The 26,489-nt window shown below is 74.9% G+C and carries 22 protein-coding genes; 2 read left to right on the top strand and 20 right to left on the bottom strand.

Annotated features, from left to right (window positions below; translation table 11 throughout):
• The first annotated feature begins 44 nt into the window (after window positions 1-44).
• Window positions 45-2,207: a RecQ family ATP-dependent DNA helicase gene (locus E5225_RS10200; RefSeq protein WP_135974086.1), complete on the top strand. Its 2,163-nt coding sequence runs from the start codon at window positions 45-47 to the stop codon at window positions 2,205-2,207.
• 7 nt (window positions 2,208-2,214) lie between these two features.
• On the opposite strand, the gene hisD is transcribed toward E5225_RS10200, so the two are convergent.
• From hisD to E5225_RS10220, 4 genes are all read right to left on the bottom strand, one after another.
• The gene (gene hisD, locus E5225_RS10205; protein WP_135974085.1) at window positions 2,215-3,537 is read right to left on the bottom strand and encodes a histidinol dehydrogenase; all 1,323 of its coding nucleotides are present in this window, start codon (window positions 3,535-3,537) and stop codon (window positions 2,215-2,217) included.
• A gap of 9 nt (window positions 3,538-3,546) precedes the next feature.
• Window positions 3,547-4,071 (bottom strand): SRPBCC family protein, encoded by a 525-nt coding sequence (locus E5225_RS10210; protein ID WP_135974084.1) that lies wholly within the window; start codon window positions 4,069-4,071, stop codon window positions 3,547-3,549.
• Window positions 4,068-4,502 carry an ArsR/SmtB family transcription factor gene (locus E5225_RS10215; protein ID WP_135974099.1) on the bottom strand — a complete coding sequence of 145 codons (435 nt, stop codon included), beginning with the start codon at window positions 4,500-4,502 and terminating at the stop codon, window positions 4,068-4,070. Before E5225_RS10215 ends, E5225_RS10210 begins: the two co-directional genes overlap by 4 nt.
• 200 nt (window positions 4,503-4,702) lie before the next feature.
• Complete coding sequence (locus E5225_RS10220; RefSeq protein WP_135974083.1) at window positions 4,703-5,251, bottom strand: DoxX family protein; 549 nt, start codon at window positions 5,249-5,251, stop codon at window positions 4,703-4,705.
• Between the two features lie 184 nt (window positions 5,252-5,435).
• Between E5225_RS10220 and E5225_RS10225 the strand changes: the two genes are divergently transcribed.
• Window positions 5,436-5,654 carry an RNA-binding S4 domain-containing protein gene (locus E5225_RS10225; protein ID WP_135974082.1) on the top strand — a complete coding sequence of 73 codons (219 nt, stop codon included), beginning with the start codon at window positions 5,436-5,438 and terminating at the stop codon, window positions 5,652-5,654.
• 63 nt (window positions 5,655-5,717) lie between these two features.
• Here the strand turns inward: E5225_RS10225 and dnaE are convergent, their stop codons facing one another.
• From dnaE to E5225_RS10305, 16 genes are all read right to left on the bottom strand, one after another.
• Complete coding sequence (gene dnaE / locus E5225_RS10230) at window positions 5,718-9,251, bottom strand: DNA polymerase III subunit alpha (protein ID WP_135974081.1); 3,534 nt, start codon at window positions 9,249-9,251, stop codon at window positions 5,718-5,720.
• A gap of 87 nt (window positions 9,252-9,338) precedes the next feature.
• Window positions 9,339-10,277 carry an RluA family pseudouridine synthase gene (locus E5225_RS10235; RefSeq protein WP_135974080.1) on the bottom strand — a complete coding sequence of 313 codons (939 nt, stop codon included), beginning with the start codon at window positions 10,275-10,277 and terminating at the stop codon, window positions 9,339-9,341.
• Window positions 10,274-10,978: a signal peptidase II gene (locus tag E5225_RS10240; protein WP_135974079.1), complete on the bottom strand. Its 705-nt coding sequence runs from the start codon at window positions 10,976-10,978 to the stop codon at window positions 10,274-10,276. Before E5225_RS10240 ends, E5225_RS10235 begins: the two co-directional genes overlap by 4 nt.
• A gap of 20 nt (window positions 10,979-10,998) precedes the next feature.
• Entirely contained in the window at window positions 10,999-11,451 is a 453-nt protein-coding gene (locus E5225_RS10245) for a TraR/DksA family transcriptional regulator (protein WP_135974098.1), read from the bottom strand.
• Window positions 11,452-11,686: 235 nt separating this feature from the next.
• Window positions 11,687-12,370 (bottom strand): DivIVA domain-containing protein, encoded by a 684-nt coding sequence (locus E5225_RS10250; protein WP_135974078.1) that lies wholly within the window; start codon window positions 12,368-12,370, stop codon window positions 11,687-11,689.
• 148 nt (window positions 12,371-12,518) lie between these two features.
• Window positions 12,519-12,803 (bottom strand): YggT family protein, encoded by a 285-nt coding sequence (locus tag E5225_RS10255; protein WP_135974077.1) that lies wholly within the window; start codon window positions 12,801-12,803, stop codon window positions 12,519-12,521.
• A gap of 3 nt (window positions 12,804-12,806) precedes the next feature.
• A complete protein-coding gene (locus E5225_RS10260; RefSeq protein WP_135974097.1) occupies window positions 12,807-13,286 on the bottom strand; it encodes a cell division protein SepF in 480 nt (159 codons plus the stop codon).
• A 168-nt stretch (window positions 13,287-13,454) separates the two neighbouring features.
• Window positions 13,455-14,225 carry a peptidoglycan editing factor PgeF gene (pgeF, locus tag E5225_RS10265; RefSeq protein ID WP_135974076.1) on the bottom strand — a complete coding sequence of 257 codons (771 nt, stop codon included), beginning with the start codon at window positions 14,223-14,225 and terminating at the stop codon, window positions 13,455-13,457.
• A gap of 10 nt (window positions 14,226-14,235) precedes the next feature.
• Window positions 14,236-15,522, bottom strand: a complete 1,287-nt coding sequence (gene ftsZ / locus E5225_RS10270) for a cell division protein FtsZ (protein ID WP_135974075.1) — start codon at window positions 15,520-15,522, stop codon at window positions 14,236-14,238.
• Between the two features lie 249 nt (window positions 15,523-15,771).
• Window positions 15,772-16,662: a cell division protein FtsQ/DivIB gene (locus E5225_RS10275; RefSeq protein ID WP_244243660.1), complete on the bottom strand. Its 891-nt coding sequence runs from the start codon at window positions 16,660-16,662 to the stop codon at window positions 15,772-15,774.
• Window positions 16,663-16,877: 215 nt separating this feature from the next.
• The gene (murC, locus tag E5225_RS18215; RefSeq protein WP_135975058.1) at window positions 16,878-19,610 is read right to left on the bottom strand and encodes a UDP-N-acetylmuramate--L-alanine ligase; all 2,733 of its coding nucleotides are present in this window, start codon (window positions 19,608-19,610) and stop codon (window positions 16,878-16,880) included.
• Window positions 19,603-20,757 (bottom strand): putative lipid II flippase FtsW, encoded by a 1,155-nt coding sequence (gene ftsW, locus E5225_RS10285; RefSeq protein WP_243738383.1) that lies wholly within the window; start codon window positions 20,755-20,757, stop codon window positions 19,603-19,605. The genes murC and ftsW overlap by 8 nt, the downstream gene beginning before the upstream one ends.
• 104 nt (window positions 20,758-20,861) lie before the next feature.
• Complete coding sequence (murD, locus tag E5225_RS10290; RefSeq protein ID WP_135975056.1) at window positions 20,862-22,340, bottom strand: UDP-N-acetylmuramoyl-L-alanine--D-glutamate ligase; 1,479 nt, start codon at window positions 22,338-22,340, stop codon at window positions 20,862-20,864.
• Window positions 22,341-23,423: a phospho-N-acetylmuramoyl-pentapeptide-transferase gene (gene mraY, locus E5225_RS10295; protein WP_135975054.1), complete on the bottom strand. Its 1,083-nt coding sequence runs from the start codon at window positions 23,421-23,423 to the stop codon at window positions 22,341-22,343.
• The gene (locus E5225_RS10300) at window positions 23,420-24,853 is read right to left on the bottom strand and encodes a UDP-N-acetylmuramoyl-tripeptide--D-alanyl-D-alanine ligase (protein WP_135975052.1); all 1,434 of its coding nucleotides are present in this window, start codon (window positions 24,851-24,853) and stop codon (window positions 23,420-23,422) included. Before E5225_RS10300 ends, mraY begins: the two co-directional genes overlap by 4 nt.
• A complete protein-coding gene (locus E5225_RS10305; protein WP_135975050.1) occupies window positions 24,850-26,469 on the bottom strand; it encodes a UDP-N-acetylmuramoyl-L-alanyl-D-glutamate--2,6-diaminopimelate ligase in 1,620 nt (539 codons plus the stop codon). The genes E5225_RS10300 and E5225_RS10305 overlap by 4 nt, the downstream gene beginning before the upstream one ends.
• Window positions 26,470-26,489 lie beyond the last annotated feature (20 nt).

Consider the following 26,489-nt stretch of genomic DNA (forward strand, 5'->3'; position numbering starts at 1 on the left):
CGCCGCCGCCGCGGGTGTCGGACGCGACGCCTACGCTGCCGGACGTGCCCGCCTCTCCCCCGCCCGACGCCGCGGCCCCCGCCGCGGCGACCGCCGTCGACCGCGTCGCGCTGCGCGCGCAGGCCGAGGAGGTCCTGCGCCGGCTCGTCGGCCGGGACGACGCACGCCTGCACGACGACCAGTGGCAGGCGATCGAGGCGCTCGTCGCCGACCACCGCCGGGTGCTCGTCGTGCAGCGCACCGGGTGGGGCAAGTCGGCGGTGTACTTCGTCGCCACCGCCCTGCTGCGCGCCGGCGCGGGGGGCGCCCGCCGCGGGCCCACCGTGATCGTGTCGCCGCTCCTGGCGCTCATGCGCAACCAGGTCGAGTCCGCCCGGCGTGCGGGCATCGCGGCCGAGACGCTGAACTCGGCGAACGTGCAGGACTGGGCGGACGTGCACGCTCGCGTCGCCGCGGGCGAGGTCGACGTGCTCCTCGTCTCGCCCGAGCGGCTCAACAACCCGGGCTTCCGGGATGAGGTGCTGCCCCGCCTCGCGCAGGACGCCGGCCTCGTCGTCGTGGACGAGGCGCACTGCATCTCGGACTGGGGCCACGACTTCCGGCCCGACTACCGCCGGATCCGCACGCTGCTGGGCGACCTGCCCGGCGGCGTCCCCGTGCTCGCCACGACCGCGACGGCGAACGCCCGCGTCACGGCGGACGTCGCCGAACAGCTCGGTGGTGACGACGACGCCCCGCCGCTCGTGCTGCGCGGCTCCCTCGACCGCCCGAGCCTGCGGCTGCAGGTCACGCAGCTGCCCGACGTGGCGACGCGCCTCGCGTGGCTCGCCACGACGCTCCCCGCGCTCGAGGGGTCCGGCATCATCTACTGCCTCACCATCGCCGCGGCGGAGCAGGTCACGGAGCACCTGCGTTCCGCCGGCCTGGACGTGCGCACGTACACGGGCCAGACCGACCCGGCGGAGCGCGAGACCGCGGAGGCCGACCTGCTCGCCAACCGCGTGAAGGCGCTCGTCGCGACGTCCGCGCTCGGCATGGGGTTCGACAAGCCGGACCTCGCGTTCGTCGTGCACGTCGGCGCCCCGTCGTCCCCCATCGCGTACTACCAGCAGGTCGGACGCGCGGGCCGCGCGACGGCGCGTGCCGACGTCGTCCTCCTTCCCGGGCAGGACGACCGGGCCATCTGGGAGTGGTTCGCCTCCACGGCGTTCCCGCCGGAGCAGGAGGTCCGCGCGACGCTCGCCGCGCTGGACGCGCACGGCACGTTGTCGACGGCACATCTCGAGACCTTCGTGAGCCTGCGCCGCACGCGGCTCGAGGGGATGCTCAAGGTGCTCGACGTCGACGGCGCCGTGCGGCGCGTCCGCGGCGGCTGGGAGTCGACGGGCGAGCCGTGGTCGTACGACGCCGAGCGCTACGCGCGCGTGACCGCCGCCCGCCGCGCCGAGCAGGCCACGATGCTGACGTACCTCACCACCGACGAGTGCCGCATGGCGTACCTGCGCGCGGCGCTGGACGACCCGGCGCTCGAGGACGGCTGGCGCTGCGGGCGGTGCGACACCTGCACCGGCACGACGGTCGGCGAGGTCCCCGCCGAGGACGCCGTCGCGTCGGCGCGCGACCTCCTGGCAGTCCCCGGGGAGCCCGTCTCCGCCCGCCGGCAGTGGCCGACCGGTCTCGCGTCGCTCGGTCTCGACCTGCGCGGGCGCCTGCCCGCCGGCGAGCAGGTCGGCGAGGGACGTGCGGTGGGGCGGCTCGACGGGCTGGGCTGGGGAGGTCCGCTGCGTGCGGCGCTGCGCGACGAGGTACCGACCGAGCTGCCCGTCGGGCTGCGCGGACCGGTGCGGGACGTGCTCGAGGCCTGGCGTCCGGGCGTGGACGTCGTCGTCGCCGTCGGCTCGGCCGGCCGGGGCGCACTCGTCGCCCACCTCGCAGGCGGGACGGCGCGGCTGCTGGGCGTGCCGTGGGCAGGCTCGCTCACCGCGGTCGGCACCCCGCCGCGGCACGACGTGAACTCGGCCCAGCGGCTCGCCGACGTGATCCGCCACGTCGAGCTGCCGGACGAGGTCGCGGAGGCCGTCGCCGGCCGTCGCGTGCTGCTCGTCGACGACCGCACCGACACCGGCTGGACGCTGACCGTCGCGGGCCGCCTGCTGCGTCGTGCGGGCGCGACCGAGGTCCTGCCGTTCGTCCTCGGCGTCGGCTGACGCCGGGTCAGAACCGCGCGCGGACCGCCTCGCCGTGCGCGGGCAGCCCCTCGGCGTCGGCGAGCGCGACCACCCGGTCGGCCACCTCGGCCAGGGCGTCGGCGTCGTACTCGATGACCTGCACCGCCCGCACGAACGAGTGCACGCCGAGCCCGCTGGCGAAGTGCGCGCACCCGCCGGTCGGCAGCACGTGGTTCGACCCGGCCATGTAGTCCCCGAGCGACACGGGTGACCAGGGGCCGACGAAGATGGCACCGGCGCTCGTGACGCGGTCGGCCCACGCGCCGGCGTCGACGGTCTGGACCTCGAGGTGCTCGGCGCCGTACGCGTTGACGACGTCGAGCCCCGCCTCGAGGTCGTCCACCAGGACGATGGCCGACTGGCTCCCGCGCAGGGCGGTGACGACGCGCTCGCGGTTCATGGTGACCTCGCTGCGGTCGACGAGCTTCGCCTCGACGGCGCCCGCGAGCTCGACCGACGGCGTGACGAGCACCGCCGCGGCGAGCGGGTCGTGCTCGGCCTGCGAGACGAGGTCCGCGGCGACGTGGGACGCGTCCGCGGTGCCGTCGGCGAGGATCGCGATCTCGGTGGGCCCGGCCTCCGCGTCGATGCCGACGAAGCCGCGGACGAGCCGCTTGGCGGCGGCGACGTAGACGTTTCCCGGGCCGGTGATCACGTCGACCGGCTCGCACAGGGTCTCGCCGTCGACCTCGTCGCTGCCCGCCGCGCCGTACGCGAGCATCGCGACCGCCTGCGCACCACCCACCGCGTACACCTCGTCGACGCCGAGCAGCGCACAGGTGGCGAGCACGACCGGGTCGGGCAGGCCGTCGCGCTCCTTCTGCGGCGGCGAGACGACGGCGAGCGAGCCGACGCCGGCCTCCTGCGCCGCCACGACGTTCATCACGACCGACGACGGGTACACGGCGAGGCCGCCGGGCACGTACAGGCCGACGCGGCGCACGGGCACCCAGCGCTGCCGGACGCGCGCGCCCGGCGCCACGTCGACCGTGAAGTCCTGCGGGCGCTGCGCGCCGTGCACCTGGCGGACCCGGCGGATCGTCTCCTCGAGCGCGGCACGGACCCGCGGGTCGAGCACGGCGAGCGCGTCCTCGATCGCGGCCGCCGGCACGCGCACGTGCTGCGGCCGCACGCCGTCGAACCGCTCGGACAGGTCCCGCAGCGCGCGGGCCCCGTCGGCGCGCACCTGCGCCAGGATCGGCGCGACCGCCGCAGCGGCGTGCTCGACGTCGAGCTCGGCGCGCGGCAGCACCGCGAGCAGCTCGCGACGGGACGGACGGCGGCCGCGCAGGTCGATGCGGGAGATCACGACCCGAGTCTAGGCGGGCTCCCCCGGCCGGGCGTCCGCGTACGCGGGGGCCGCGGCCGCGTAGACCACGTCCCACGCACGGACGGGACGACCGGCGACGTGGTCGTCGAGCTGGTCGAGGCACGCGTGCCACCCGCCCCCGTAGCCGCGGGCGGCGTCGTCCGCGAGCCCGGTGTGGCGCAGCCGCAGAAGGGTGCCGGCGCCGTCGACGGCGAGCTCCACGTCGACGCGCGTCACGGTCTCGTTCGGGAAGACCCACGTGACGGCCAGCGCGCGGGGCGGCTCGCACACCAGCACCTCCCCGGTCGCGGTGTCGTCCGCGCCCGGGACGTCGTCCCCCATCCGCAGCTCGTAGGCCCCGCCGACACGCAGGTCCCCGTACAAGGGCCCCAGCCACCGGGCCACGCGCGCCGGCTCCGTCACCGCCGCCCAGAGGTCCTGCGGGGTCGTGGGGTACCACCGGTCGAAGCGCACCTCTACCCCGTCGGAGCGCGCGGTGAGCACGCCTCGCACATCGTCCGTCGATCGCGTCATCGTCCGCCTCCGTCGTGGTCGTCCTGCCGTCCGCCGTCGTGCCCGGCGCCGTCGTGCCCGGCGCCGCCGTCGTCCCGTGCGCCGTCGAGCCGCGCGCCGTCGTGGTGCCCGCCGCGCCGCGCGGCCCGGCGGCCGCGCGCCACCTCCGTGGCGAGCGCGTCCAGGCCGGTCCGCCAGTACCGCGTCATGTCCCGCGCCCAGTCGCCGACCGCGTCCAGGGCCTCGGCACGGACCGCGTACAGCCGCACCGGCCCCTCCGCGCGCGCCGTCACGACGCCCGCCTCGCGCAGCACCCGCAGGTGCCGGGAGACGGCCGGCTGGCTGATGCCGCGCTCGGCGCCCACGGCTGCGGCGAGCTCGCCGGCCGTGCGCTCGCCGTCGCCGAGCAGCTCCACCAGCCGGCGGCGGACCGGGTCGCCGAGCGCGTCCATCGGGTGCACGAGCCCACGTTTTCACGAACGGTTATATAACGCAAGGGTTACGTGGTTCGCCCCGGCGCACCACTCCCGGGGCGCACGGACGGCTGCCCGGGCGGAGGGCCTCACCACCCGGGCAGCGGACCGCCGGCGCGCACCCCCAGGGGCGGGGGTGCGCACGGCCGGCCGCCGCGGCTGCGGGGCCGCGGCCTCGCTCAGCGCAGCCAGCTGTTGCCGACCATCCGGCCCCAGATCCGACCGACTCCCCACGTGTCACCGGCGAGGGTGACGGCGGAGATGATCAGCAGCAGCGCCTCGTGCCAGTGCGAGTCCACGATCGGGTTGGTGCCGCCGAGGACGAGCGGGAACTGCGCCAGGTACATGAGCAGCATCAGCAGCGTGCCGGTCACCGCGGCGATCTTCAGGCCCGCGCCGAAGATCAGCGCGACGCCGATGCCGAGCAGCCCGAGCATGAACAGCCAGTCACCGAAGGGGTTGGCGAACAGCTGGAAGAAGCCCGCGAACGGACCCTCGATGCCGCCGATGAACCCCTGCGCCGGGGTGCCGCCGTTGATCCAGGCGCGCTCGGCGGGCGTGGCGTAGCCCAGGCCGAAGACCTTGTCGATGAAGGCCCAGAAGAACGTGAAGCCGATCGTGATGCGGGCGACCGCGAGGACCTTGCGAGCAGCGGAGCTCGTGACGATCTGCTCCTGGTAGACGGTGTCGGTCGTCGTCCCCCCGGACGTTCGAGCAGTGGTGGACATGGTGTCTCCCCGAGGCGTGGACCGGGGCCGCGTCGTCGCTGGACCCGTGAGCCGGGCGATCTGCCCGGTTCCCCACCATCGTGCGCCGCGCGCGGTCGGGGCGCATGAACCTTTGGTCCCCCTTCGACGAGCCACGCCCGGCCCCGAGGAGGTCCGGGGGCCCGCCGTGGGTGATCATGGCCGCATGGACGTGGTGCACGTGCGTGACGAGGTCATCCGGCTCGGCCAGCTCCTCAAGCTTGCCGGCGTCGCGGACTCGGGGGCGCAGGCACGGACGCTCCTGGAGGACGACGCCGTCACGGTCGACGGCGAGCCCGAGAACCGGCGCGGACGTCAGGTGCCGCGGGGCGCCGTCGTCGAGGTCGACCTGCCGACCGGGAAGGTCGCGTTCACCGTCGAGTGACGGGCGCCACCGGGCCGCGCGCCGCCGTCCGAGGACGCACGGCGCGCACCCCGAGCGGCGCGGTCACGCGGACAGGCAGCTCGGTCCCAGCAGGGCCTTGAGGTCGCCGTACAGCGACGGCGACCGCTCCACCCGGAGCCCGTCGTCGAGCCGCATCACGGTGACCTTGCCCGGGTTCGTCAGCCGCAGGTGCACCTCGGTGACGCCCGGGTGCGTCGACAGCACCTCGCGCAGGCGCTCGACGACCGGCGGGGTGCAGCGTGACTCGCTGAGCGAGACGACCACCGGGGCGTCGGCCGCCTGCGACACGTCCGGGATCGACACCTCCATCGCCTGCAGCTGCATCGTCTCGTCGCGTCGGCGCACGCGCCCACGCACGACCAGCACGGCGTCCTCCGCGAGCGCGGTCGAGTACGCCAGGTAGGTCTCGCCGAAGAACATGATCTCGACGGACCCCTCCATGTCCTCCAGCGTCACGGCGGCCCACGGGTTGCCCTGCTTCGACATCTTGCGCTGCAGTCCCGTGACCAGGCCCGCGACGACGACCGTCGAGCCGTCCGGGCGCGCCTCGTCCGCGTTGAGCGTGGCGATGGAGACGTCGGCCGCCGCGGACAGCACGTGCTCGAGGCCCGACAGCGGGTGGTCGGACACGTAGAGACCGAGCATCTCCCGCTCGAACGCGAGGCGCTGCTTCTTGTCCCAGTCGGGCAGCTCGGGGATGGCGACGCTCACGCCGCCCTCGTCGTCGCCGCCGAGGTCGGCGAACAGGTCGAACTGGCCCTCGGCCTCGCGCCGCTTGACGCCGATCACCGAGTCCACGGCCTGCTCGTGCACGAGCAGCAGCGCGCGGCGCGGGTGCCCGAGCGAGTCGAACGCCCCCGCCTTGATGAGCGACTCGATCGTCCGCTTGTTGCAGACCACCGCCGGCACCTTGTCGAGGAAGTCGGTGAACGACGCGAACGCGCCCTTCTGCTCGCGCGCCGCGACGATCGCGTCGACCACGTTGGCGCCGACGTTGCGCACGGCCGTCAGGCCGAAGCGGATGTCCTTGCCGACGGCGGTGAAGTTGGCCGACGAGGAGTTCACGTCGGGCGGCAGGACGGTGATGCCCATGCGCCGGCACTCGTTGAGGTAGAGCGCCGACTTGTCCTTGTCGTCGCGCACGCTCGTGAGCAGCGCCGCCATGTACTCGGTCGGGTAGTTCGCCTTGAGGTAGGCGGTCCAGTACGAGACGACGCCGTACGCGGCCGAGTGCGCCTTGTTGAACGCGTAGTCGGAGAACGGCAGCAGGATGTCCCACAGCGTCTGCACGGCGGCCATCGAGTAGCCGCGCTCCTGCATGCCGGCCGAGAAGCCCGCGAACTGCTTGTCCAGCTCGGACTTCTTCTTCTTGCCCATCGCGCGCCGCAGGATGTCGGCCTGTCCGAGCGAGTACCCGGCGACGCGCTGCGCGATCGCCATGACCTGCTCCTGGTACACGATCAGGCCGTACGTCGTGCCGAGGATCTCCGCGAGCGGCTCCGCCAGCTCCGGGTGGATCGGCGTCACCTCCTGCGCGCCGTTCTTGCGCAGCGCGTAGTTGGTGTGCGAGTTGGCGCCCATCGGGCCCGGACGGTAGAGCGCGCCGACGGCGGAGATGTCCTCGAAGTTGTCGGGACGCATGAGGCGCAGCAGCGTGCGCATGCCGCCGCCGTCGAGCTGGAACACGCCCAGCGTGTCACCGCGGCTGAGCAGGTCGTACGTCGCGCGGTCGGTGAGCTCGAGCTCCTCGAGCACGACCGGGTCCTTGCCGTTCATCACGATGTTCTCGAGCGCGTCGTCGAGGATCGTGAGGTTGCGCAGCCCGAGGAAGTCCATCTTGATCAGGCCGAGGCCCTCGGACGTCGGGTAGTCGAACTGCGTGATGACCGCGCCGTCCTGCGGGCGGCGCATGATCGGGATGATGTCGATCAGCGGCTCGCTCGACATGATCACGCCGGCGGCGTGCACGCCCCACTGCCGCTTCAGGCCCTCGATGCCCTTGGCGAGCTCCACCACGCGCTGCGCGTCGGGGTCCGCGGCATGGATCTGCCGGAACTCCTCGGCCTCGTTGTAGCGCTTGTCCGCCGGGTCGAAGATGCCCGTGAGGCTGATGTCCTTGCCCATGATCGCGGGCGGCATCGCCTTGGTGAGCTTCTCCCCCATCGCGAACGGCATGCCGAGCAGCCGCGCGGAGTCCTTGAGGGCCTGCTTGGCCTTGATGGTGCCGTAGGTGACGATCTGCGCGACGCGGTCCTCGCCGTACTTCTCCGTCACGTACCGGATGACCTCGCCGCGCCGGCGCTCGTCGAAGTCGACGTCGAAGTCGGGCATCGAGACGCGGTCGGGGTTGAGGAACCGCTCGAAGATCAGGCCGTGGCGCAGCGGGTCGAGGTCGGTGATCTTCATGGCGTAGGCGGCCATGGAGCCGGCACCGGAACCACGGCCCGGGCCGACCCGGATCCCGTTGTCCTTCGCCCAGTTGATGAAGTCGGCGACCACGAGGAAGTACCCCGGGAAGCCCATCGTCGTGATGACCTCGGTCTCGAACTCCGCCTGCTTGCGGACCTCGTCCGGGATGCCGGCGGGGTAGCGGTGGTGCAGGCCCTTCTCGACCTCCTTGATGAACCAGCTCGTCTCGTCCTCCCCGGCCGGGACCGGGTAGTTCGGCATGTAGTTCGCGGAGGTGTTGAACGAGACCTCGCACTGCTCGGCGATGCGCAGGGTGTTGTCGCACGCCTCGGGCAGCTCGGCCCAGATGCGCCGCATCTCGGCGGCCGACTTCACGTAGTAGCCGTCGCCGTCGAACTTGAACCGGTCCGGGTCCGAGAGGGTCGATCCCGAGTTGATCGCGAGCAGCGCCTCCTGCGACGCGCTGTCCTCCTGCCGGACGTAGTGCAGGTCGTTGGTCGCGACGAGCGGCGCGCCGATGTGCTCCGACAGGCGCAGCAGGTCCTTCAGGACGCGGGTCTCGATGTCGATCCCGTGGTCCATCAGCTCGACGTAGAAGAACTCCTTGCCGAAGATGTCCTGCAGCTCGCCCGCCACCCGGACGGCCTCGTCCCACTGGCCGAGCCGCAGGCGCGTCTGGATCTCGCCCGACGGGCACCCGGACGTCGCGATGAGGCCGCGGCCGTACCGCTGCAGCAGGTCGCGGTCCATGCGGGGCCACTTGCCCATCTGCCCCTCGAGCGACGCCAGCGAGCTCGCCCGGAACAGGTTGTGCAGACCCTCGTTGTTGCGGGCCAGCAGCGTCATGTGGGTGTAGGCGCCGCGCGCGGAGACGTCGTCGGACTCCTGGCCCTGCGTGCCGAACCGCACGCGCGTCTGGTCGAACCGGCTGGTGCCCGGCGTGACGTACGCCTCGATGCCGATGATCGGCTTCACGCCGGCGGCCGTGCCCTTGGACCAGAAGTCGTACGCGCCGAACAGGTACCCGTGGTCGGTCGTGGCGATCGCCGTCTGCCCCTGCCGCTGCACCTCCGCGAAGAGGTCGCCGAGGCGGGCCGCGCCGTCGAGCATCGAGTACTCGGTGTGCACGTGGAGGTGGACGAAGTCGGAGCCTCCGGCAGGTGCCATGCGGGCGATCCTACGTCGCCCCGGCGACACCTCGGCGGGCCCCTCGGCCGTGTCGGGGGGACACGCCGGGGGCGCCCGTGAGGCTGCTCACGCGTACGCGGCGCGCAGCCTCTCGAGGCCCTCCGCGAGGTCGGCGGGGTACTCGCTCGTGACCTCCAGCCACTCGCCCGTGCCCGGGTGCTCGAAGCCCAGACGCATCGCGTGCAGCCACTGCCGCTGGACGCCGAGGCGCGCGGCGAGCGACGGGTCCGCGCCGTAGGTCAGGTCACCCACGAGCGCGTGGCGCAGCGCCGCCATGTGCACGCGGATCTGGTGCGTACGGCCGGTCTCCAGGTGGATCTCGACGAGCGACGCGCCGGGAAGCATCTCGAGCACCTCGTAGTGCGTCACCGACGGCTTGCCGTCCGCCACGACCGCGAACTTCCAGTCCGACGACGGGTGCCGGCCGATCGGCGCGTCGATCGTGCCCGTGGTCGGGGACGGGTGCCCCTGCACGAGCGCGTGGTAGACCTTCTCGACCGTGCGCTCCTTGAACGCCCGCTTGAGGACGGTGTACGCGTGCTCGCTCTTCGCGACGACCATGAGCCCCGTGGTCCCCGCGTCGAGGCGGTGCACGATCCCCTGCCGCTCCGCCGCGCCCGACGTCGAGATCCGGTAGCCCGCCGCCACGAGCGCGCCCACCACCGTGGGACCGGTCCAGCCCGGCGACGGGTGCGCCGCCACCCCGACGGGCTTGTCGATCACGACCACGTCGTCGTCGTCGTGGACGATCCGCATGCCCGGCACCGGTTCGGCCACGACGGCGACCTCGGGTGCGGGCGTGGCCGCGACGACGTCGACCTCGAGCCACGCACCGGCGTGCAGCCGGTCCGACTTGCCGACCTCGCGGCCGTCCACCCGCACGCCCCCGGCGGCCGCGATCTCCGCCGCGCGCGTGCGCGAGAGCCCGAGCAGGCGGGACAGCGCCGCATCGACCCGCTCGCCCGCGAGGCCGTCCGGCACCGGCAGCGCACGCGTCCCGCTCATGCCGCACCCCCGTCGCGCCGCGCCGCCGCGGCGTCGTCGGCCGTCGCGGCGTCGTCGGCCGTCGCGGTGCGGTCCGGCCCGACGTCCTGGTTCTCGCGCGCGTCCCCGCGGGACCCGTCGCCCGGGTCGTCGTCGCGCGTGCCGTCCAGGTGGACGCCGCGCGCGGAGAGCAGCACGACCAGCAGCGCCGCCGTGACGATGGCGATGTCCGCGACGTTGCCGACGAACAGGTCGCCGTACGCGAGGAAGTCGATGACGTGCCCACGCGCCGGCCCGGGCTCGCGGACCATCCGGTCGACGAGGTTCCCGAGCGCGCCGCCCAGCAGCAGGCCGAGCGCGACGGCCCAGCCGGTCGAGCCGATCCGCCGCGACGCGCGCACCACGACGACCACGACGACGACCGCCACGAGCGTGAGCACCCACGTCATGCCCGTGGCGATCGAGAGCGCCGCGCCCGGGTTGCGCACGAGCTGCAGCCCGAAGAGGTCCCCGAGCAGCGCGACCCGCTCACCGGGAGCGAGCGTCGCGACCGCCCACACCTTCGTGAGCTGGTCGACCACGAGCACGCCCCCGGTGAGCCCCGCCAGCAGCGTCAGGAGGCGGCGCCGTGGGGCGCGCTCGGCGCGCGTCCACGGGAGCCGCCCCCCGGCGGACCCCCCGGTCTGGTCGGGCTGGGCGGTCGTTCCGTCCGTCGTGGGCACCGCAGGAGTCTACGGGCGGGTCAGCGACGCTCCTCCCGCTGCTTGCAGGCCACGCACAGCGTCGCGCGTGGGAATGCCTGCAGCCGTGCCCTCCCGATCGCGCGCCCGCACGCCTCGCAGACGCCGAACGTGCCGGCGTCGAGGCGCTCGAGCGCGTGCGCGGTCTGCTCGAGCAGGTCCCGCGTGTTGTTCACCAGGGTGAGCTCGTGCTCGCGCTCCAGCGCCGACGAGCCCGAGTCGGCCTGGTCGTCCCCGGCGCCGTCGCCGGAGTTGCGCAGGAGCTCGGACAGCTCGGCGCCCGCCGCGAGCAGCTCGCCGGCGAGCCGTTCACGGTCGGCGGTGAGCTCGTCCGCCACCTCCCGGAGCTGTGCCTGGGTCCACGGCTCCTCCCCGTCACGGACCGGGAGCGCAGGCTGTGCGCCCCGGGTCCCCCCCTGTGTGCCTACCGTCAGTGTCGTCGGTGCGTCGTTCATGCTCACGGACGTCCCCCCCGTCTCGAGTGCGGCGACTGTATGCGCGTCCTCGTCCGGGCACAACAGGACGGACCGGGCAGGACGGACACCGGCCGGGGCGGCGGGGCCGCGGGGCCTCACGCGTGCTGGGCCGGTCGGCGCCGGCCCTGCCCCGGTGCACGTACGCACGGGGCGGGCAGCACGACGCCGCCGGTCGCACGCCCACGACGAGGGCGGCGACCGGCGGCGCGAGAGGTCAGATGCCCTGCTTCTCCGCGACCTGCTGCCCCTGGCCGGAACGCGGCGGCAGCGCGTTCCCGCGGTTCTCCAGGTCGCCGAGCAGGTTCTCCAGGTAGCTCTTCAGGCGCGTGCGGTAGTCGCGCTCGAAGACCCGCAGCTCGTCGATCTTGCGCTCGAGGAGCGACCGCTCCTGCTCGAGCTGCCCGAGCGTGCGCTGCGACGTCTCCTCGGCCTCACGGACGATGCGGTTGGCGCGGGTCTTCGCCTCCGTGATGAGGCGGTCCGACTCCTCCTGGCCGCTGCGCACGTAGTCGTCGTGCAGCTTCTGCGCCAGGGCGAGCATGCCCGTCGCGGACTCGGGCTCGTTGCCGCGGGCGGCGGGGGCGGGCACCGGCGCCTGCACCACGGGCGGCTGCGGAGCCACGGCCGGCACGGGGGCGGGCTGCGGCTCCGGCGCGGGGGCCGGCTCCGGCTTCGGCGCGGGGGCGGCCTGCTGGGCACCGGCACGGCTGAGCTCGGCGATGCGCCGCTCGGCCGCCGCGAGCTTCGTCTTGAGGTCCTCGTTCTCGCCCTGCAGGTCCCGCAGGGTGTTGACGACCTCGTCCAGGAAGTCGTCGACCTCGTCCTGGTCGTAGCCCTCGCGGAACTTCGTCGCCTGGAACTTCTTGTTCAGGACGTCGTCTGCGGTCAGCAGTGCCATCGTCGTCACCTCTGTCGATCGTGCTGGCTCTGGCCGGCGGCAGTCAGTCCACCGACCGCCTCGGGCCACCGTAGCGGAGAAAACAAGCGTCGCACGTCCCGCGCCGGACACCCCACGGGGCGGCCGGTCGGGGTCGTGGGGACCCTCGTCACACCCGTCCCAGCACCGACAGCAGCACCGAGCAGCCGAGGGCGAGGACGAGGAATGCCAGGTCGAAGCGGACCGATCCGAACCCCACGGGGGGCAGCACGCGGCGCAGCGCGCGCAGCGGCGGATCGGTCACGGAGTACGTCACCTCGGCCACGACGAGCGCGATGCCCGACGGCCGCCAGTCACGCGCGAAGAACTGGACCCAGTCCAGCACCAGCCGCACGAGCAGCAGGAGGAAGAAGACGAGGACGACGAGGTAGAGCAGGTTGGCCAGGAGACGCACGCGTCAACTCTGGTTGTAGAAGCCGGCACGTGTCGAGGCGTCGGGCGGTGCCGAGTCCCCCGCCAGCTCGACGTGCGCGGGCGAGAGCAGGAAGACCTTGCTCGTCACGCGCTCGATCGCGCCGTGCAGGCCGAAGATCAGGCCCGCGGAGAAGTCGACGAGACGCTTGGCGTCCGCGTCGTCCATGTCCGACAGGTTCATGATCACCGGCGTGCCCTCGCGGAACGCCTCGCCGATCTTGCGCGCGTCGTTGTACGAGCGCGGGTGGATCGTGGTGATGCGGCGCAGGTCCGCCTGCTCGCGGGGCGCGGGTGCGGACTGCACGCGCGCCGTGCGGTGCAGCGGCGTCACCTGTGCCTCGTAGGGCTCCTCGTGCACGTCGACCACCTCCGGCTCCTCGTACTCGTCGAGGTAGTGCTCGTGCTCGGTCCGGTCGTCGGCCAGGCCGAGGTACAGCATCGTCTTGCGCAGCGCTCCGGCCATCGCGTCGTCTCCCATCCGCCGGACCACCCGGCTGCCTCGAGCCGCACACCCACCCGGCGACGAGGCCGACGGGACGTGTGTGCGCTGGTGACGCTAGCAACGGGCGGGGCGCCACGGCGCTGCGACACGCGGGCGTGTCGCAACTCCTCCTGCGCGCGTCGCGGCTGGTCAGGACGGCAGGAGCCGCACGACGCCGGCGAACCGACCCGTGCGCGGGCCCGCGGGGGCCGCGTGCACGGCACGGCGGTGGGAGTACAGCTCGGGATCCGCGTACGTGTCGCGCCGGTCGACCTGCACCGACGCGACCCCGCACCGCGCCAGCACCGCCAGGGCGCCGGCGCGCAGGTCCACCGCCGGGGCGCCGTCGCGCGTGCGGGCCGCCGCCTCGGGCACGACCGCGGCGACCTCGGCGCGCATCCCGGCAGGCACCTCGTAGGACTCCCCCGCGATGCACGGGCCCAGCACGGCCCGGACGCGCTCCGGACGCGCTCCGAGCGCCACCATCGCGGCCACCGTCGCCTGCAGGACGCCGGCGACCAGGCCCGGGCGCCCCGCATGGGCGGCGGCGACCACGCCCGCCGCGCGGTCCGCGAGCAGGACGGGGACGCAGTCCGCCACGTACACGCCCACCGCCACCTCGGGCGACGTCGTCACGACCGCGTCGGCCTCGGCGACGCCGGCCGCGGCCGCGCCGCCCGCCGCGGCGCCGTCCACCACCACGACCCCGCGCCCGTGCACCTGTGTGGCGAACACCACGGGCGCGCCCACCCGGTCGGCGAGCAGCCGCCGGTTGCGGACGACGGCGGCGGGGTCGTCACCCACCGCGAGACCGACGTTGAGCCCGTCCCACGGCGGTGCGCTGACCCCGCCACCGCGGCGGGTGAACCCGGCGCGGACGCCGGGCCCGAGGTCGACCGCGTCGAACGCGACGGTCGCCACCGCGATCGCCCTACTTGAGGAAGTCGGGCACGTCGAGCTCGTCGCGGTCCCGCCGCGTGGGCTCGTCCGCGAAGACGCGCGGCACGTCGAGCGGACCCGTGTGCGGCGTCGGCTCCGGCTGCGTCGAGAGGAACGCCGGCACCTCGCCGCGGGGCTCCGGCGCGGGCGCCGCGCGCAGCGTGCCGAGCGGCACGAGATCCTCGTCCTGGACCTGCACGGGGCGGGGCGTCGGCAGGTAGTCCACCGCGTGCGCCGCCGGGGCGGGCGCGACGGCCGGGACGTGACGCGCGGGCGCGCCGAGCTGACCGAGTCCGCGCTGGTCGTGCCCGCGCTGGTCGTGCCGCGAGGGGCCGCCGCTGTCGAAGCCGGCGGCGATGACCGTCACGCGGACCTCGTCACCCAGCGCGTCGTCGATGACCGCGCCGAAGATGATGTTGGCCTCCGCGTGCGCCGCCTCCTGGACGAGTCGGGCCGCCTCGTTGATCTCGAAGAGACCGAGGTCCGACCCGCCCTGGATCGAGAGCAGCACGCCGTGGGCGCCGTCGATGCTCGCCTCGAGCAGCGGCGACGAGATCGCCATCTCGGCCGCCTGCACCGCCCGGTCCTCGCCGCGTGCGTAGCCGATGCCCATGAGCGCGGACCCGGCACCCTGCATGACCGACTTCACGTCGGCGAAGTCGAGGTTGATCAGACCCGGGGTGGTGATGAGGTCCGTTATGCCCTGCACGCCGGACAGCAGCACCTGGTCGGCGGAGTGGAAGGCGTCGAGCACCGACACCGAGCGGTCGGAGATCGACAGCAGGCGGTCGTTCGGGATGACGATGAGCGTGTCGACCTCGGCGCGCAGCGCGTCGATGCCCGCGTCGGCCTGCACCGAGCGACGCCGGCCCTCGAAGGTGAAGGGGCGCGTGACGACACCGATCGTCAGGGCGCCGAGCGACCGCGCGATGCGCGCGACCACGGGCGCGCCGCCGGTGCCGGTGCCGCCGCCCTCGCCGGCGGTGACGAAGACCATGTCGGCGCCGCGCAGGACGTCCTCGATCTCCTCCGCGTGGTCCTCCGCGGCCTTCTTGCCGACCTCGGGGTCCGCACCGGCACCGAGGCCGCGCGTGAGCTCGCGGCCGACGTCGAGCTTCACGTCGGCGTCGGACATGAGCAGGGCCTGGGCGTCGGTGTTGACGGCGATGAACTCGACACCCTTGAGGCCGACCTCGATCATGCGGTTCACGGCGTTGACGCCGCCACCGCCGATGCCGACGACCTTGATGACCGCCAGGTAGTTCTGGGGAGCTGCCACGGTGGGTGCCTCTCGTTCGTGGGTCGCGGCCCCGGGGTGCCGCTGCTCGGTGCTGGTGCGCGACCCGCGACGTGCGGGTCACGCGAACTCTCAACCTTCACCCTCAGGTCGAGGGTTAGAGTTATGTCAGGTGCGTTGTCGGTCGTGACGCTAGGTGGCGCCCTCCCTGCGATCAACGACCACCGCGCGCGTGTCGCGCTCCGGCCGCGACGACGTGCGTCACGGCGCGGCGCCACGCGCCGTGACGGGTCAGCGGGTGATCGGCATCCGGGGGGCCGACACGTCGTAGACGACCGCGCCCGCGGCGACCGGCGCGGCGCGCAGCGCCGCGAGCACGGCGACCTTGAGCGGCGTCTCGTCCGCGCTCCCCCACTCCACGCGCGGGCCGTCCCGCAGCTGCATCGCCACGGTGTCCCGGGTCTTCGCCGACACGCCCTCGACCTGCGCGAGCAGGTCCGGCGGGAGCTGCTCGAGCACGTGCAGCACCGCCGTGAGCGTCCGCTCGTCCCCCACCGGCACGTCGACGACGGGGAGCCCCGCCGGCGGCGCCTCCGCGCGGCCCACCTGCACGCCCTCCTGGTCGAGCAGGGCGAAGCCCGGTGCGCCGTCGGACGCCGGCGCGTCGGGGGCCGTGGCCTCGGGCACGGCGGCCACCGGCTCGCGCGACACGAGCTGCACCGCGACACCCCGGGGCCACTCCCGCACGACGCGCGCCTCGCGCACGCCCGGCACCTCCAGCACGTCGTCGCGCAGCCGGACCGTGTCGAGGCGCGGCAGGGGCGTCCCGTGGTGCTGCGCGACGACCGCGAGCACCTGGTCGACGGCCACGACCGTGCCGGCCCCGGCGACCTCGACCTCCGCCGGGTCGAGCGCGAGCACGGGCGACAGCAGCAGCAGCCAGCCGAGCCCGCCCGCGACGAGCACCCCGGCGGCGATGAGCAGCACCTGCCGGTGCGCGAGCGCGCGACGCGCCCGGGCGCGCTCGGCGAACCGCTCCCGCGAGGTGGTCGACACGACGGCCGGCCGGACCGGGCCGGAGAAGCGGCCGCCGACCGTGTAGGTGGTGACGTTGCGCGTCGGCCCGGTGGCGGTCGTCGGGCCGGGCACCGCGCGCGACGTGCCGCCCGTGGTCGTCGGCACCGGTCCGGTGCGAGGCGGCCGGGCGGCTGCGGCGTCCGCCGGCGCGGCACGCACCGGGCGCGACGGTGGCGCCGCCGCGTCCCGCGCCGCCGGGACGGAGGGTCCTGTCGGGGCCGCGCTCGGCCGGTCGGCCCTCCGCGGAGCCGTCCTCGCCGGAGCGGTCCGCTGCGGAGCGGCCGGACGGCTCGGACGGGGTGCCGGCGGCCGGTCGGGGCTCACGGCAGCGCACCGTCCGCGGCGGTGCCGCCGGTGGCCGCACCCTCGTCGCGTCCCCGTGCGCCGCGCTGCTCGAGGGCGGCCAGCACGACGGCGCCGAGCTCCGTGACGTCGCCGGCACCGACCGTGAGGACGAGGTCCCCCGCACGCGCCAGCTCCGCCACGGCGTGCGCGGCCGCGACCCGGTCGGGCACGAAGCGCGCCTTGCCGGGCGTCGGCACGGCGTCGGCGACGAGGCCGCCCGTGACGCCCGGGGCGGGGTCCTCGCGCGCCGCGTACACGTCCGTGACGACCACGACGTCGGCCAGGTCGAAGGCCGTGCCGAACTCCGTCGCGAAGGTGCGCGTGCGCGAGTACAGGTGGGGCTGGAACAGCGCGACCACCCGGCCCTCGCCGGCGACCTGGCGGGCTGCCGTCAGCAGCGCCGCCACCTCGGTGGGGTGGTGCGCGTAGTCGTCCACGACCCGCACGCCCGCGACCGTGCCGCGGTCCTCGAACCGGCGTCCGGTCCCGGCGAAGTCGTCGAGCCCGGCGGCGGCCGCGGCGGGCGCGACGCCCAGACGGCGCAGCACGCACCACGCCGCGGCGGCGTCGAGCGCGTTGTGCGCGCCCGGCACGCGCAGGTGCAGCGTCACCGCCTCGCCGTCGGTGGGCGTGAGCACGACCTCCCAGCGGCCGTCGTCCGTCGGGCGGCTCGCCCCCACGTGCACGTCCACGCCCTGCCCGACGCCGTAGGTGACCACGTCGACGTCGCGACCGCGCAGCTCCGCGCCCACGCGGGCCACGAGCCGGGACGCACCGGGGTCGTCACCGCAGGCGACCAGCAGCCCGCCGGGGCGGATGCGCCCGGCGAAGTGCACGAACGCGTCCTCGAACGCCTCGCGCGAGCCGTAGTGGTCCAGGTGGTCCGGCTCGACGTTCGTCACGACCGCGACCAGCGGCTCGTACGCGAGGAACGAGCCGTCGGACTCGTCCGCCTCCGCCACGAACGGCCCGTCGCCGTGCCGCGCTCCCCCGAGCGTGCCGCCGGCCGAGCGGACGACGCCGCCGATCGCGAACGCGGGGTCGGCACCCGCGTGCAGGAGCGCCGTCGCGATCATCGCGGACGTCGTCGTCTTGCCGTGCGCGCCGGCCACGGCCACCGCGTCACGACCCGCCATGAGCGACGCGAGCGCCTCGGACCGGTGCAGCACCGGCAGGCCCCGGGCCCGCGCGCGGACGACCTCCGGGTTGGACGCGCGCACCGCGGAGGAGACGACGAGCGAGTCGACGTCCTCGACGTGCGCGGCGTCGTGCCCCACGTGCACGTGCACGCCGGCCGCGCGCAGACCCGCCAGCGCGGGCCCGTCGTGCGCGTCGGAGCCGCTCACCGCCAGGCCGCGCGCCGCGAGGAGCGGCGCGATGGCGGACATGCCGGCGCCACCGACCCCCACGAGGTGCACGCGGCCCAGGTCCGCGAGGGCCACGGCGCCGCGCGTGCCGGGGTGCGGCACGGCGGGACCGGTCGCGGGTGGCACGGCACCGGTGACCGGGTCCTGCGTCGTCCCGACCACCGGCGTGGCGTCACCCGCCGGGGAGCCGCCGGCGACGCCGCCCGGGACGTGGCCCCGGAGCTGCGCCTCGACGAGGGCCGCGACGCGCGCCGCCCCGTCGCGCACGCCGACGCCGGCGGCGGCGGCGCCCATCCGCAGCCGTGCCTCGCCGGCGTCGCCGGTGGCCAGCAGGACGGGCAGGTGCGCGCGCACCCAGTCGGGGGTCAGCTCGGCGTCGTCCACGAGGACGCCGCCGCCGGCCGCCACGACCGGCGCGGCGTTGAGGCGCTGCTCACCGTTGCCCACGGGCAGCGGCACGTACACGGCGGGGATGCCGAGCGCCGCGAGCTCGCACACGGTCCCGGCCCCGGCGCGGGCCACCACGACGTCGGCGACGGCCAGGGCGTGCTCCATCGCGGTCAGGTACTCGAGCACGTGGTACCGCTCGGCACCGGGCACGGCCGCGACGGCGGCACGGACCTCGGCGTCCTTGCCGCGGCCGGTGAGGTGCAGCACCTGGGCACCGGTGGCGAGGAGGTCGGCCGCCGCACCGGAGACGGCACGGTTGACGCTCACGGCGCCGAGCGACCCGCCCGTCACGAGCAGCGTCGGGGCGTCGGGGTCGAGGCCGAGCACGGCGGCCGCCGCGCGACGCGTGCCCACCGGGTCCGTCGCACGGGCGTGGACGAGGTCCTGCACCGGGCGGCGCAGCGGCAGGCCGGTCACCTGCGCACCGGGCAGCGGCGTGCCGGGGAAGGTCACGGCGACCGCGGCGGCGCCGCGCGCACCGAGACGGTTGGCGAGTCCGGGGCGCGCGTTCTGCTCGTGCACCACGACGGGCACGCCACGTCGGCGGGCCGCGAGGTACGCGGGGGTCGCGACGTAGCCGCCGAACCCCACGACCACCTGGGCCCCGATCGCGTCGATGGCGGACTCCGCCGCGGCGACCGCCGCGCGCAGCCGCCCGGGCAGCCGGAACCAGTCGGCGGTGGGGCGCCGCGGCAGCGGCACCCGGGGCACGACGGCCAGCGGGTACCCGTGCTCCGGCACGAGCCGCGCCTCGAGCCCCTCGGCGGTGCCGAGCACGGAGAGCCGGGCGCCCGGGTGGCGTCGGCGCAGCTCGTCGGCGACGGCCAGCAGCGGGTTCACGTGCCCCGCCGTGCCGCCGCCCGCGAGGAGGACGGCGGGCGCGTCAGCCACGGGTCCGTCCGATCACCGCGAGCGAGCGACGCACGACCGAGGGGCGGGCGGCGAGCGCCTCGGCGGCACCCGGCTCGGAGCGGGCGAAGGAGATGAGGACGCCGAGCGCGGCCATCGTCACGATGAGTGCGGACCCTCCTGCGGAGACGAGCGGCAGCGGCACGCCGATCACGGGCGCGAGCCCGATGACGACCGCGATGTTGATGGTGGCCTGACCCACGACCCACGCGCAGATGCCGGCCGTGGTGATCTTGACGAACGGGTCGGGGTGCCGGCGGATCACCCGGATCATGGCGAACGCCAGCAGCGCGAACAGGCCGAGCACGAGGAGCGTGCCGACGAGCCCGAGCTCCTCCCCGAGGATCGCGAAGATGAAGTCGTTGTGCGCGGCGGGCAGGTACGACCACTTCTCCCGGCTCTCGCCCAGCCCCAGCCCGCCGAACCCGCCCGTGGCCAGCCCCCAGCCGCCGTGCAGCGTCTGGTAGCACTCGTTCGTGACGTCGCAGGTGGCCGAGAGCCAGGACATGATGCGGTTCACGCGGTTGTCGCTGCCGAGCGCGAGCACTGCGACGCCCCCCGCCGCGACCACCCCGGCGAGCGCGAAGATCCGCAGCGGCACGCCCGCGACGAACATCGCGCCGGCCACCAGCAGGACCAGCACCAGCGCGGTGCCCAGGTCGTGGCCGAGCAGGACCGCGCCGATGGCGAGGCCCGCCACGGGCACCGCGGGGACCAGCGAGTGCTTCCACTCGTGCAGCAGCGCGAGCTTGCGCGTGAGGACCGCCCCGAGCCACACGGCCAGGGCGAGCTTCACGGTCTCGGACGGCTGCGCGGAGAAGCCCGGCAGGCAGACCCAGTTGCGGTTGCCGCCCGCCCCGCAGCCGAGCGGCGTGAACACGAGCATCTGGAAGACGACCGCTGCGCCGAGGGCGGGCCACGCGGCCGCGCGCAGGAACCGCACGGGCAGGCGCGAGAGCAGCAGGAGCGCGGGCAGGCCGATGAGCGCGTACTTCGCCTGGTCCAGGAAGACCGCGTACGGGGAGTCGCCGTCCGCGAGCGACTCGACGCTCGAGCTCGACAGGACCATGACCAGCCCGATCACGACGAGCAGCGTGCTCGCCCCGACGAGGACGTAGTAGCTCGTCACCGCCGAGTTCCACGCGCCGAGGAACGACGGCTCACGGCCCGCGAGCGGCGTCCCGCCGGCGGGGGTCCGCGTGCCGACCGCGGGGCCTGCGCCCACGGTCGCCGTCACGGCGTGGCCTCCGGGCCGTCGTCGCGCGGGCTCACCCCGTCCGCCCCGAGTGCCCGCACGGCCGCCGCGAAGGCGTCGCCGCGGGCGGCGTAGGACGCGAACTGGTCCATCGACGCGCTGGCCGGGGCGAGCAGCACCGTCACAGGGACGCCCGCGGGCGCCCCGGCGGCCAGGCGGCGCGCCTCCTGCACGGCACGGGTCATCACCGGCTCAGTCTCACCGGCGGCCACCTCGATCACCGGGACGTCCGGGGCGTGTCGGGCCAGGGCGTCGCGCAGCGGGGCGCGGTCCACACCGATCAGCACGACGCCGCGCAGGCGGTCGCGGCGCGCCCGCACGAGCTCGTCGAACGTCGCCCCCTTGGCCAGACCGCCGGCGACCCAGACCACCGACGCCTCGCCGAACGCGGCCAGGGACGCGGCGGCGGCATGGGCGTTCGTCGCCTTGGAGTCGTCGACGTACGCGACGCCGTCGACGCGCCCGACGGTGACGATCCGGTGGGCCCCGGGCGCGAACGCACGCAGCCCGTCACGCACGTGCACCGGGTCGACCCCGTGCGCGAGGGCGAGCGCCGCGGCCGCGAGGGCGTTGCGGACGACGTGCGGCGGTACCGCCCCGTCAGGTCCCGCGAGCTGCGCGAGGTCGGCGAGCGTGCCGAGCTCGGCGGCGTGCGTGTGCCGCAGGCGCGCGAACCCGCGGTCGACGAGCACGTCGTCCACCAGGCCCACCTGCCCCACCGCCGGCGTGCCGAGCGTGAAGCCGACCGCGACCGCGCCGTCGACGACGTCGGCCTCGCGGACGAGCTCGGCCGTCAGCGGATCCGCCGCGTTGTAGACGCACGCGACCTGGGTGCGCTCGAAGATGCGGCCCTTGTCGGCCGCGTACGCCTCGAGCGACCCGTGCCAGTCGAGGTGGTCCGGCGCGACGTTGAGCACGGCCGCCGCCTGGGGCGACATCGAGTGCGTGAGGTGCAGCTGGAAGCTCGACAGCTCGACGGCGAGCACGTCGACCTGCGGGTCGACCGCCGCGAGCACGACCGGGGTGCCGACGTTGCCCACCGCGGGCGCGCGCCGCCCCGCTGCGCGCAGGATCGACTCGAGCATGCCGACGGTGGTCGTCTTGCCGTTCGTGCCGGTCACCGCGAGCCACGGCGCGGCCTCGCCACCGCCGCCGTCGCGGGGCACCCGCACCTGCCACGCGAGCTCCACCTCGCTCCACGCGGGCACGCCCCGCTCGCGCGCGGCCGCCAGGAGGGGGTGGTGCGGCGGCAGGCCCGGCGAGGCGACGACGAGGTCGACCTCCGCGAGGCCGTCGCCGGCGAGGAAAGCGGCGACGTCCCGGTGGTCCGCCTCCGGGGCGCGGTCGTCGAACGTGACGACGTGCGCGCCGCGGTCGGCCAGCACCTGGGCCGCCGCACGGCCCGAGACGCCGAGGCCGGCGACCAGGACGGTGCGGCCGTCGAACCGTGCGTCCACCTAGCCCGCCACCCACTCCGCGTAGAAGATCCCGACCCCGAGGGCGACGAACAGCCCCGCGATGATCCAGAACCGGATGACGATGGTGACCTCGCCCCACCCGGACAGCTCGAAGTGGTGGTGCAGCGGCGCCATCTTGAACACGCGCTTGCCGGTCATCTTGAAGAAGCCGATCTGGATGACGTCGGACAGCACGATGAGCACGAAGAGCCCGCCGATGATCGCGCCGAGGATCTCGGTGCGCGTGAGGATCGTCAGGGCGGCGAGCGCACCACCGAGCGCCAGCGACCCGGTGTCCCCCATGAAGATCTTCGCGGGGCTCGCGTTCCACCACAGGAACCCGAACAGCGCGCCGGTGATCGCGGCCGCCACGACCGCGAGGTCGAGCGGGTCGCGGGTCTCGTAGCAGCGCGGCCCGGCGGTCAGGACCGACTGGCACGTCTGGTTGAACTGCCACACGCCCACGAGCACGTACGCGCCGAAGACGATGAGCGAGACGCCCGTCGCGAGGCCGTCGAGCCCGTCGGTGAGGTTCACGGCGTTCGACCACGCGGTGATGAGGAAGTTCGCCCAGACGACGAAGAGGATCAGCCCGACGGTCGTGCCGGCGAACGCGAGGTCGATGTTCGTGTCGCGGATGAACGAGATGCGCGTCGACGCCGGCGTGCGGAACTGCTCGTTCGGGAACTGCAGGGCGAGCACCGAGAACGTCACGCCCACGATCCCCTGGCCCACGATCTTCCACAGCGGGGACAGCCCCAGGCTGCGCTGGCGGGAGATCTTGATGAAGTCGTCGAGGAACCCCACCACCCCGAGCCCGGTCATGAGGAACAGCGCGAGCAGGGCCGACGCGCTCGGTGTGGTGCCCGTCAGCACCAGCCCGCACAGCCAGCCGACCAGCGTCGCGCCGATGATGACGACGCCGCCCATCGTCGGTGTGCCGCGCTTCGTGAAGTGCGCGGTCGGGCCGTCCTGGCGGATGAACTGGCCGTACTGCCGCTTCACGAGGAAGCGGATGAACAGGGGCGTGCCGAGCAGCGCGACCAGCATCGCGATGCCGCCCGAGATGAGGACGGCCCTCATGCGCCGGCCTCCACGAGCCGGTCGCCGAGCCGCCACAGGCCCGCGCCGTACGACGACTTCACCAGCACGACGTCACCGGGCCGCAGCTCCTCCTCGAGGAACGCGGCGGCGGCCTCGACGTCGTCGGCGAGGACGACCTCGTCGCCCCAGGACCCCTCGTGGTTCGCGCCGTCCCGGATGGCCCGCGCGCCGTCCCCCACGACGACCGTCAGGCCGATGTTGAGGCGGACCACGAGCCGGCCGATCGCGTCGTGCGCCGTGCGGTGCTCGTCACCCAGCTCGAGCATCTCCCCCAGGACGGCCACCGAACGGCGCGTCCGCCCCGCGATGACGGCCAGCGCCTTGAGCGCGGCGCGCATCGAGTCGGGGTTGGCGTTGTAGGAGTCGTCGACGACCGTGACGCCGTCGGGGCGCTCGACGACGTGCATGCGGTGCGGCGAGAGCGCGTCCGCGGCGCTCAGCCCGGTGGCGACCTCGTCGATCGTGAGGCCCACCGCCAGGGACGCGGCTGCCGCGGCCAGCGCGTTGTGGACGTGGTGCTCGCCGACGAGGCGGAGCGTGACCTCGCGGTCCTCGCCCGACGGCACGTGCTGCAGCCGGAAGCGTGCCCGCCCGAGCGCGTCGAGGCGCACGTCGACCGCACGCACGTCGGCGTCCGGGGACGCGCCGAACAGCACCACGGGGCCGGGCGCCGCCGCCGCCATGGCGCGCACGCGGTTGTCGTCGGCGTTGAGCACCGCGGTGCCGCCCGGGACCAGCCCGGTGACGATCTCCGCCTTGGCCCGCGCAACCGCCTCGATGCCGCCGAAGCCACCGAGGTGGGCCTGCCCCACCACGAGGACGATCGACACGTCGGGCGGGGCGATGTCCGTCAGGTAGGTCAGGTGCCCCGGCCCGCTCGCGCCCATCTCCAGGACGAGGAACCGGGTCGCCTCGTCGGCGCGCAGCACCGTCAGCGGCAGGCCGATCTCGTTGTTGAACGACCGCACGGGCGCCACCGTGGGCCCGGCCGCGCCGCACAGCTGCGCGAGCAGGTCCTTGGTGGAGGTCTTGCCCACGGAGCCGGTCACGCCGATGACGCGCAGCCCGCTGCCCCCGGGCTCGACCGCGGCCTCGCGCAGCCGGGCCAGCACGTCCCGCGCCAGGTCGCCGAGCGCGCGCTCCACGTCCGGGACGACGACGCACGGCAGCGGGCCGTCGGGCCCGTCCAGGGGTCGGGCGGCGAGCACGAGCGCCGCGCCGGACGCCACCGCGCCCGCGGCGTAGTCGTGGCCGTCGACGTGCTCACCGGGGAGCGCGACGAACAGCCCGCCGGGCAGCACCTCCCGGGAGTCGACGACGACGGGTCCGGTGACGACCGTCGCCGGTGCGGTCCCGGACAGGGCTCCGCCGGTCGCGGCCGCGATCTCGGCCGCCGTGAGGGCGATCACGCGTGCTGCTCCTGGCGTCGGTCCTGCTCGCGGTGGGCGGCGAGGAACACGTCGCGGTCGTTGTAGCGGTGGAACACCCCGGCGATCTCCTGGGTCGGTTCGTGGCCCTTGCCCGTGACGATGACCGTGTCCTGGTCACCGGCGAGGGCGAGGGCGTCGCGGATGGCCTGCGCGCGGCTGGTCGCCTCGTGCACGTCGGCCAGGTCGGGTCGAGCCTCGCGCACCCCGTCGAGGATCGCCGCCCGGATGGCGGCAGGGTCCTCTGAGCGGGGGTTCTCGTCCGTGACGACGAGGACGTCGGCGAGGCGGGCGGCGACGGCACCCATGATCGGGCGCTTGCCCTGGTCCCGGTCGCCGTCGGAGCCGAAGACGATCAGCAGCCGCCCCGGCGTGATCGGGCGCACGGCCTCGAGCGCGAGCTCCAGCGCGTCGGGCGTGTGCGCGTAGTCCACCAGGCACAGCGGCCAGCCGTCGCCCCGCTCGACGACGCGCTCCATGCGCCCGGGGATGGCGTGCGCGGTCCCGACGGCGGCGACCGCCACGTCGAGGGGGACGCCCGCCGCGTGTGCGAGCACGACGGCGAGGGCCGCGTTCGAGACGTTGACGAGGCCGGGCAGCGGGCTCGCGGCCTCGTGCTCCGCGCCGTCGGGGCCCCGCAGCGTGAACCGCGAGCCGACGCCGTCGAGCCCGACGTCGGCCGACACGACGGCCCAGTCGGCGCCGGCGGCCTCCGGCGCACCGACGTGGGTCGCGACGGTCTCGACCGGGACGGGGGCCTCGGCGGCGAGGCGACGGCCCCACTCGTCGTCCACGACCACGACGCCGCGGCGGGCCTGGCCGGCCGCGAACAGGCGGGACTTGTCGCGGAAGTAGCCCTCCATGTCGCCGTGGAAGTCGAGGTGGTCGCGCTGCAGGTTCGTGAAGCCGACGACGTCGAACTCGACGCCCCCGACGCGGCCCAGCGCGAGCGCGTGCGACGACACCTCGGTGGTCAGGGCGGTCGCGCCGCGCTCCAGCGCGAGCGCGAGCAGGTCCTGCAGCACGGGGGCCTCGACCGTCGTGCGCGGGCTCTCGACCGCGTCGTCGCCGATCCGCAGCTCGACCGTGCCCAGCACCGCGGTGCGCTCGTGGTGCGCGCGCAGCGCCGCGTCGACGAAGTACGTGGTCGTCGTCTTGCCGTTGGTGCCGGTGACGCCGACCGTGACCAGCCGGCGCGCCGGCTCGTCGTGGAACCAGGCGGCGACCGGACCGGCCGCGGCGCGGACGTCCGCGGTGACGACGACGGGCACGGCGTCGCCCACCAGCTCGTGCACGAGCCGGGCACCGGCGGGGTCCGTCAGCACGGCCACCGCACCGGCGGTGACGGCGTCGTCCGCGAACCGGGCACCGTGCACCTTCAGGCCCGGGACGGCGAGGAACAGGTCACCCGCGACGACGTCGCGGCTGCTCATCGTGACGCCCGTGAATGCCACGTCCTCGTCCGCGCCACCGGGGTGCGACGAGCCGGGCGCGGAGGCCGGGGACAGGCCCAGGGAGGGCGCCAGCGCGGCCACGAGATCGCCGACCCTGCGGACCGGCGGGTGCTCGGGGCGCAGCCGGCCGAGGGGGGACGTCATGGGGAGGAATCTACCCCGGT

Source organism: Cellulomonas shaoxiangyii (genome assembly GCF_004798685.1).
Lineage (GTDB): Bacteria > Actinomycetota > Actinomycetes > Actinomycetales > Cellulomonadaceae > Cellulomonas > Cellulomonas shaoxiangyii.